Consider the following 8,200-nt stretch of genomic DNA (forward strand, 5'->3'; position numbering starts at 1 on the left):
GCTGGCACTCGCGCTTCAACCTCAACATCGGCTTCTATTTCTGAGGGCGCATCCAGGTCCTGCGACCTGGCGCCCACACCCTGGCCGCGTCCAGACAATGGCGTGTCGAAGCGCCGACGTTTCGGAAGATCATCGGCCAATGGCGATGGACTACAATCGGCGCGGCGTGGTTTTTCCGGTTAAATAAACCGTCTTTCGATTTTCTGACAGGTGAAACGTTAAAATGAAGAAAAAGTTAATGATCATGAAGTTGGCCGCCTGTTTTGCCGTTTTCGCGGCAACCATTCCCGTCAACCTCGCACTTGCCGGGCAGCCGGTGAGTCATGCGCCCGATCCGCTGCACGCCAGGGTGTCGGCACGTTACCAGGCGATCAAGGCAAAGCTTGCCGAAGCGCGGAAGGCAGGCACGCTGTCCGGTGCCGAAGCGGCAGGGATCGAGAAGAAACTCAACTGGGTCCGCACCGACTCCGCGACCAGGGCGAAGCAGCAGGGATTCATCAGTGCCGGTGAGAGCGCCAGCTACAACAGGGCCCTGGACGACGCCGAGCAGATGATCCACCGCGGCACCAGTGGCGCCAGGAAGTAGGCCGGCAACGTCCTGCATCCGCACGACAGGGGCGCAAGTCGCCAGCAAGCGACGCAAGTCGAATGCGCGGCCCTGTCGTGGACAGTGTCCAACCCACCGGCCCGGGCAAGGCGCCGCCAGGTCGGGATCGCGTACAACGCTTCTGGCAACTGCCTGCGCAGCCGTCGGGCCGGGCCGGTGCCTGGAATCGGCACCCGTCGTCTACGCCGGCTCCTGCGCGCCGTGCGCGCCTTGCCGACGAGCGCTGGCCGTGTTTGGCCAGCCGCTTTTCAGCAATCTTTCTCGCACACAAATTTCATCCTGGCCTGCTTACAGTCTGCTGCCGCGACGGGGGCACCGGCTTCCCGTCCATCCCGACGTCAGCGTCCACATTTGGAGTGGTTATGAAGCTAGGTATCCTGTCAGCTCTCGCGTTTTCACTTGCTGCGTGCACGAGCGCCCCGGTCGCGAAGGAACACAAGATCGATGATGGCGCCCTGCCCAGCGCAGAGGTCAAAGCGTTTGAGCGTGCCCAGGCGCGTTATCAGTACAAGGACGCACGGTTTGAGTGGGATGCCAGCAACTGCGCGGTGTACGAAGGCACTGCTCCGGATGGCAAGCGTCAGCAGCAGCCGCTGACCAAGGAAGACGGCTCCCGCTTGTGCAGCACTCCCTGACGACCCGCTGCTGCCTGCCATGATCGACCGCGGGTAACGGGAACCGTTACCCCATGCCAGGCTGTCCCTCGCGGGCCTGACAAAGGCCGGCGAGGCGCAGGACCAGGCAGGCACACGGGCAGTTGTCCCCTGCAGTCGCGGCAACCACAAGCGCTGCGCCCGACGACGCGAGGCACAGCCCTGCGCATGCTTTCGTAGACACGCTTCGAATGTAGACACGCTTCGAATAGCGGAGTGCGTATTCCAACGTCGTCGCACGATCGGCGACCGGACCTGGCGGCCTGACTGTCAGCGACCAAAGCCGCATTGAGCCTGCATGGCAGGAAGTTGTCCGCAGCGTTGGTGCCATCGCGTGGTCGGCCCAGCACGACAGCGAAGCCCTCGCACCGCGGCTAGGCACGACGGCGCTGCCACTGGCAAAGGTGCTGTACACCAATCGGTGGCTGCACGGCTGCGGGCAGAGCGATGTGCCTGGGGTGAAGGGAATCGATGAGGGCACGCTTGCGTTGATGATCGATGCGTACTCGACGACAGGCCGCAGCCAGGCGTATCTGGTCTCTGCCACTGGCGAACCCGTTGTGAACCGTCAAGGGTTGCGCATCCTGCCCGATCGCGCACATAAGGCGGGAGTGCCGCTCCGCTGTTGATCGCCGCCGATCTGATGCCCGTGATGGCGCTGGATACTGTGCTCGATGGCATCACGCATCGTTATGGCCGCGCGACGGCCAAGGGCGTCGCGCTGGCGTTCGAATATCCCGATTTTCCGCATTGTAGGTACAAGGCGCCCATGTCCGACTCGCCTGATCACCGTCGCATCCGGGCACGGTGGCCTGGTGACCACCAGCGCCGGGCTGCAGGTCATGTCTGTGGCGCTGGCCAGTCTGGATGACACCCCGATCGATACGCTGATGGCGCCGCGCGGGTGCCGCGGTGACGTGTACCCAGCCTCCGCAGGACTGGTGGCGTGGGTGGCAGCACGTGGCCCGACCGTGCGCCGGCTGTGCTCGATCTGCACAGGCCAGGGCAGTGGAAACGCTTTGGCTGGAAGCAGCACGGCGCCTGCTGGAGTCCTGCACGTTGCCGATCAAGCGCGTTGCGACGCTGACAGGTCTGTCCGACGAACAGACCCCGCGTCGTGCCTTCCTGCGCTCACCGGGGGTGGCACCAAGCGATTACCGCGAGCGCTTCCGCAGCAGCACCTCCGTCCAGTCATGTCGACGGCAGAAAGCGGCGCGCCCGTCTGCCGAGTCGGCCTGCCGCAGCATGATGGCGACAGGCGGGCCTCAGGTTGCCCCCGACCTGCAGGAATTCGAGCACCTCGCCAAGCCCCCCAAGACCAAGCCAAGCCTTGAGGCCGAGAACACGCCTGGCACTGGTAGCGGCACCACCTCGGCAGGTCAGGAAAATACTTACAGTTACGTTCGCCTATTGCCGATAGCGAATTGAGCCATTTTCTTCAATGATGCCGTGTCACCCGGCAAGCATCGACGGCCAATCGTCTGACATCGATATTGGACGAAGACAGGTGCCTGCCCATCAAGGAGGATTGCTATTGGGCGTTACCGCAATTCGGCACGTGGGCGATTATCTGCTCACGGCGCACATCGTTCCCAGTGATGGAACGTTCGTTCCGGAGCTTCTGATTTCCAAGCCCGGCGGCATCACGTTGCACCGATACCAACGTCGCAGTGTCGCCTTTGCCGACCAACGCGCCGCGTATGACTACGCCAAACGCTGGATGGCTGCGTGCAACGTATCAAGTACAGGTTCGCTTAGCGCAGCCTAGCAATGGGCAGGACTACGACTGCTTCCTCGTCCGTGGAAAGCAGCGCTTGATGCGAGCGTTCCATGCCGCCAACTGGTCGACGGTGTAAACCTCGATCGGCGTCGCCGTCAGCTCCTGCTACATCAATCATGGCTGGCTCAACAGCAAAAAGACGGCAGCGCCGTTGAAGACAGCCGCGAAAGCTGTCCCGCCCCACCCATCGCGCAAGCGCGCGTCCGTCACTGGCTCGACAGACGGCGCAGGTTGGCCGGAGTTTTGACCCAGCCGAAGTGGGTCCGGATTTTCTGGGCCTACCGGTGTTCCGATTCGCCCCCTCATTCCGTGCGTCGTGAATGCGCTACGCTCCCCCCGCACTTTCCCGTTGACACGCACCAGGGGCCGGAGCGAGCATGCGTGCGTCGCGGCACATTCGGCGACCGGGATTGGCGTCCCGTAACCTGAGGCGCACCAGCGCCCATCGATCGATGCACGGCGCTTTTTTATCGCCCGCATCGTCGCGGGCGCATGCCGGCCAGCTTTATGGCGGGCGGTGCGCGGGGGCCGCAAGGCCCACCGGTCCTCAGGCCGGCACGCCAACCGCGTACCGTCCGTCACCCGGATTGGCGTCGGGGTGACGGATTTCCAAAACCTGAGGAGACCCGTATGTCCTACAACACCCAAGTAGCGCCCGCGTCTGCGGCGCACCTGATCGCCCTGATCGCCAACGCTCTCGAATGCAGCCATACCGCGTGGCTGAGTCTGATGGCGCACCTCGCAAGCGCACGCAAAGCAATCCACACCTTCACGTTTGCCGACAGTGATGCAGCAATCGCTGCAGTCGATCCCTTGTGCGCGCAGGTGCGGCCATGAGCACTAGCAAACAGTTCCGCGTCTGCACCGGCGTCACTCTCAGCTTCGAAATGATGCAGGGCTATGTGCTGGCCATGCTGCATTCNATGAGCACTAGCAAACAGTTCCGCGTCTGCACCGGCGTCACTCTCAGCTTCGAAATGATGCAGGGCTATGTGCTGGCCATGCTGCATTCGCACGCGCAGCCCAATCTGCCGCCGGTCCTGATCGCCTGCGAAGCCACCGGCTTCGATGATGTCTTGCCGGGCAGCGATGCGCACAGCGTGGTGCTGGGCCGGCTGCATGTCTGCATGCATGAAGACCCGGCAGTTGATGTCCTCACTTGGCTACGCAAGCAAGCCCACCGCAACGGAGCGACACGATGAATACCGCACACGCAATCGCTTATCCAAAAGACGCCGACTCCGCGATCAGCGAAGAAGAACACGACGTTTCCCGGTAGTTACCGGGTCACAAAAAAGGCACTTGGACGCGCGTTCAAGTGCCCGCTTTGAATTGGTGGCCCACCAGGATTCGAGCTTGGACCCAAAGGATTATGAGTTTGACGTCAACGCGCCATGCCTAAGAANGGCCCACCAGGATTCGAGCTTGGACCCAAAGGATTATGAGTTTGACGTCAACGCGCCATGCCTAAGAAAATCAATCGTAAGGCAACGTAAGCAACTGAAAAAAAAAGTAAGCTGCGACAGTAGCTTAGCGCAGCTTGGCGAAGACGGACAAAACTCAGCTCTGTACTGCTTGAGTACCGCTATCGGAAACAATCTTAAACCCGTAGACGTTCATGACGACTGCTCCCACGGGTTGACGANGACAAAACTCAGCTCTGTACTGCTTGAGTACCGCTATCGGAAACAATCTTAAACCCGTAGACGTTCATGACGACTGCTCCCACGGGTTGACGATAGTCGCTCCTGTCGGCTGAAATTGGGCGCGTTGCGGGTGACCACTGCCGTGCCCTGCACTAGCATCTTCAGCGCATAAGGATTGGTACACAAGGTTCGGCAGGGATTCGGGTAAAAAAAGCAAAAAGTGAGCTAACTCGCTATCAACAAAGGTTTTTTACACGAATCCCTGCCGACACTCAATTATCTCAGGGACACCCAGTGGGTTCCTTGAGTGCTTAGCTCCAGTACTCGGCGTCAGCGAAAAGCAGCGCATCCCGTAGGTACTTGAGCCTCTCCTGCTGGATGGAGGTGTTGTACGCCCTGCGCTTGCCTCCTGCCTTGATCTCCCGGAAGTTCCGGTCGAAGCTCTCCTGCAGTGGTTCCCGGATATGCTCGGGAAGATCGTCGAAAACGTCCTTCGACGTCGTGTGCTGGAAGAAGCTCGCATTGAGCACGTCGGAGCCGCGCGCGATCGTGACGTCCACGTCATTCATGGTATCGCCCGTCCCGACGATCTTCCCTCTAAAATTCTTCTTGTGGAGATCCACCATCAAGTCATCGTTATCCGCCATCGCCTTCGCATTCGCCAGGGCGAAGGTCTTGCAGTTGATGACATCCTTCTGCGTGCCCGTGTTGAGGATGGTCAGCGTCGCGTTCTTCACGCCCTTCAACGCAGCAGTCATGACAGACAGCGTGTCGTTGCATCCCCATACGCTGTCGACCGCCACGACGGACACCTTGCCACGACCTCCCGACACGTCCACCGCGATGCCATGGCTTGGCGCTCCCTTTCCATGGATCCGCTCCACATTAACGACGGCGCGCCACCGCTGACCCCGCCCGGTATTGACAATAGCTTGCCGCAAGGCATTAGGCTCGGATGCCGACGCATCGAAGACCTTCACATCGAGATTGGGGTGGATGTGATTCTGGGCCGCCACCACCTGTGGCTGGAACTTCTGATCGAGTTCGGCCGCCGGATATTGTTTTCCTTGAAGCTCGGCGTGCTCCAGCGCTTCAATGAAGTCCTGCAATTGAGCCGCGAGCGTAGGTCCGGACGACGAAGAAGGAAAGGACACTCGCCCTGCCATGCTGCCGGTGCCGGAGGGACTGGCGGCTCTCCCCGAGCGGGCCCGCCTTGCTCGGGGAGAGCCGAGTGCCGCCAAGTCGTGCAGGCTGGGTGACATCGACGTCTCGGGAGATGAAGGCCTAAAAGGCGTGGTCTGCTCTGTGGCGCTGGTTGGATAATGCTCAGTTGAAGTTGCTATAGGTGAGCCTGCCACTGAGCCTGCCACGCTCTTTGAATTGCATAGTCCCATGTTGATCTCCTGCAGTGACTTTAGAATGCAAGTTTGGTGAGTAGTTCTCCGATTCGCTTCGCCTCACCGAAGACTTGGCCGGGACGGCGAAGGCATTGACGCGGAGGATGACCCATGCCTTTCCTAACAGGCTGAGCATCAGCCTGATACGCCCAGGGTTTCCTAGAAATCTCATGGCCATGGAAAATGGTCGATTCGTGTCGACTCCCCACAATTCAATGCCAGCCAAAACTAGAGGTCTGCGGTTGATGTTGATCACGGAACTCGGCGGGCGTTAGCCCGCCCAGGCTGTCGTGCGGGATCTGCTGGTTGTAGTNGCTTGGCGAAGACGGACAAAACTCAGCTCTGTACTGCTTGAGTACCGCTATCGGAAACAATCTTAAACCCGTAGACGTTCATGACGACTGCTCCCACGGGTTGACGACGGTCACACCTGTCGGCTGGAAATCGGCCGCGTTGCGCGTGACCACCGCCATACCGTGCACCAGGGCCGTCGCCGCGATGAGCGCGTCGCGCTCGCCGCGCTTGTCTGGTACGTGCAGCCGAGCACAGCGTTGCGCCACAGCGGTATCGATAGGCAATGTTCGCCCATAGAACTCGGGTAATACATGCTGCTCCAGCCAGGAGCGCAGTGTGGCCCCCTGGGCCGGGTCCCTGCGTTCAATCGACAGAACCCCAAGCTCCAGCTCCATAACTGTGATGACGGATACGAATAGGTCGGCGGCGTCAACACGTTCCGCCCACGCCGCCACATTGGCATCGGCCTTGCCGAGACTTACTTTTCGCAGCTCCGACAGCACGTTTGTATCGAGCACGTACATCATTCCAGATCAGCCGGCAGGGCTCCAATAGTCACGCGCGGTGGCTCGAACTCGATCTCCGCGACGCCTGGCATCGCTAGCGCATCGGCAATATTGCGCCGCTGCTTCGTGAGCCGCTGATAGTCCTCGAAGCTCAACAGCACGTGCGCAGGCTTGCCGCGATCCGTGATGAACACCGGACCGCTCTTGGTGGCCTTCTTTGCTCGCGTCACGTCCTGGTTCAGCTCGCGACTGGATAGGGTTGTGATGGTCATGCACGCTCCCGAAATCACCACGATGTAGTAACGTTACTACAAAATTGATGGGGGAGAAAGAGGCTGCTCAAGACATCGACGTCCTTCACTAATTAACGAAAAGCGTGATCGAAGGCCATTTCAGGCCAAGAAGGCCTTGAAACTCCCAAGGACAGCATCGCACCCTGAATAAAGTGTGACCCGCCCGCTACTCAGGATGGGGGGACGTCGGTCCTACAACACCCAAGTAGCGCCCGCGTCTGCGGCGCACCTGATCGCCCTGATCGCCAACGCTCTCGTATGCAGTCATGCGGCATGGCTGAGTCTGATGGCGCACCTCGCAAGCGCACGCAAAGCCATCCACACCTTCACGTTTGCCGACAGCGATGCAGCAATCGCTGCAGTCGATCCCTTGTGCGCGCAGGTGCGGCGATGAGCACTAGCAAACAGTTCCGCGTCTGCACCGGCGTCACTCTCAGCTTCGAAATGATGCAGGGCTATGTGCTGGCCATGCTGCATTCNCATTCCCACGCGCAGCCCAATCTGCCGCCGGTCCTGATCGCCTGCGAAGCCACCGGCTTCGATGATGTCTTGCCGGGCAGCGATGCGCAGAGCGTGGTGCTGGGCCGGTTGCATGTCTGCATGCATGAAGACCCGGCAGTTGATGTCCTCACCTGGCTACGCAAGCAAGCGCAACGGAGCGGCACGATGAATACCGCACACGCAATTGCTTATCCAAAAGACGCCGACTACGCGATCAGCGAAGAAGAACACGACGTTTCCCGGTAGTTACCGAGTCACAAAAAAGGCACTTGGACGCGCGTNCGATGAATACCGCACACGCAATTGCTTATCCAAAAGACGCCGACTACGCGATCAGCGAAGAAGAACACGACGTTTCCCGGTAGTTACCGAGTCACAAAAAAGGCACTTGGACGCGCGTCCAAGTGCCTGCTTTGAATTGGTGGGCCCACCAGGATTCGAGCTTGGACCCAAAGGATTATGAGTTTGACGTCAACGCGCCATGCCTAAGAAAATCAATCGTAAGGCAACGTAAGCAACTGAA

At 60.0% G+C, this 8,200-nt stretch carries 9 protein-coding genes; 6 read left to right on the forward strand and 3 right to left on the reverse strand.

Features of this window, described 5'->3' with window-relative positions; genetic code table 11:
• The first annotated feature begins 223 nt into the window (after positions 1-223).
• The 5 genes from C0541_RS18395 to C0541_RS18415 all read left to right on the forward strand — a co-directional run bounded on the left by C0541_RS18395 (position 224) and on the right by C0541_RS18415 (position 3,877).
• The gene (locus C0541_RS18395) at positions 224-586 is read left to right on the forward strand and encodes a hypothetical protein (RefSeq protein ID WP_161960153.1); all 363 of its coding nucleotides are present in this window, start codon (positions 224-226) and stop codon (positions 584-586) included.
• A gap of 383 nt (positions 587-969) precedes the next feature.
• Positions 970-1,242, forward strand: coding sequence for a hypothetical protein (locus C0541_RS18400; RefSeq protein ID WP_153065002.1), 273 nt, complete (start codon positions 970-972; stop codon positions 1,240-1,242).
• Between the two features lie 643 nt (positions 1,243-1,885).
• On the forward strand, positions 1,886-2,131 hold the full coding sequence (locus C0541_RS21115; RefSeq protein WP_193725979.1) for a hypothetical protein: 246 nt from the start codon (positions 1,886-1,888) through the stop codon (positions 2,129-2,131).
• 137 nt (positions 2,132-2,268) lie between these two features.
• The gene (locus C0541_RS21445) at positions 2,269-2,688 is read left to right on the forward strand and encodes a hypothetical protein (protein ID WP_238601367.1); all 420 of its coding nucleotides are present in this window, start codon (positions 2,269-2,271) and stop codon (positions 2,686-2,688) included.
• Between the two features lie 982 nt (positions 2,689-3,670).
• The gene (locus C0541_RS18415; protein WP_115051153.1) at positions 3,671-3,877 is read left to right on the forward strand and encodes a hypothetical protein; all 207 of its coding nucleotides are present in this window, start codon (positions 3,671-3,673) and stop codon (positions 3,875-3,877) included.
• A gap of 1,120 nt (positions 3,878-4,997) precedes the next feature.
• Here the strand turns inward: C0541_RS18415 and C0541_RS18425 are convergent.
• The 3 genes from C0541_RS18425 to C0541_RS18445 form a co-directional block, all read right to left on the reverse strand.
• On the reverse strand, positions 4,998-5,795 hold the full coding sequence (locus tag C0541_RS18425; RefSeq protein WP_115051155.1) for a YopJ family acetyltransferase: 798 nt from the start codon (positions 5,793-5,795) through the stop codon (positions 4,998-5,000).
• A 680-nt stretch (positions 5,796-6,475) separates the two neighbouring features.
• Positions 6,476-6,904, reverse strand: a complete 429-nt coding sequence (locus tag C0541_RS18440) for a type II toxin-antitoxin system VapC family toxin (protein WP_238601369.1) — start codon at positions 6,902-6,904, stop codon at positions 6,476-6,478.
• Complete coding sequence (locus C0541_RS18445) at positions 6,901-7,155, reverse strand: type II toxin-antitoxin system Phd/YefM family antitoxin (protein ID WP_039421286.1); 255 nt, start codon at positions 7,153-7,155, stop codon at positions 6,901-6,903. Before C0541_RS18445 ends, C0541_RS18440 begins: the two co-directional genes overlap by 4 nt.
• Positions 7,156-7,566: 411 nt before the next feature.
• Here C0541_RS18445 and C0541_RS21795 point away from each other — a divergent pair, with 411 nt between their 5' ends.
• Positions 7,567-7,923 (forward strand): hypothetical protein, encoded by a 357-nt coding sequence (locus C0541_RS21795; RefSeq protein WP_429001358.1) that lies wholly within the window; start codon positions 7,567-7,569, stop codon positions 7,921-7,923.
• Positions 7,924-8,200: the final 277 nt, after the last annotated feature.

The organism is Xanthomonas arboricola (assembly GCF_003353015.1).
Classification (GTDB): domain Bacteria; phylum Pseudomonadota; class Gammaproteobacteria; order Xanthomonadales; family Xanthomonadaceae; genus Xanthomonas; species Xanthomonas arboricola_E.

What these genes read in the sequence shown, in the direction of transcription:
- C0541_RS18400 (WP_153065002.1), top strand. Translation starts at nt 970, where the DNA reads ATGAAGCTAGGTATCCTGTCAGCTCTCGCGTTTTCACTTGCTGCGTGC.
- C0541_RS18415 (WP_115051153.1), top strand. Translation starts at nt 3,671, where the DNA reads ATGTCCTACAACACCCAAGTAGCGCCCGCGTCTGCGGCGCACCTGATC.
- C0541_RS18440 (WP_238601369.1), bottom strand. Translation starts at nt 6,904, where the DNA reads ATGATGTACGTGCTCGATACAAACGTGCTGTCGGAGCTGCGAAAAGTA.
- C0541_RS18395 (WP_161960153.1), top strand. Translation starts at nt 224, where the DNA reads ATGAAGAAAAAGTTAATGATCATGAAGTTGGCCGCCTGTTTTGCCGTT.
- C0541_RS18445 (WP_039421286.1), bottom strand. Translation starts at nt 7,155, where the DNA reads ATGACCATCACAACCCTATCCAGTCGCGAGCTGAACCAGGACGTGACG.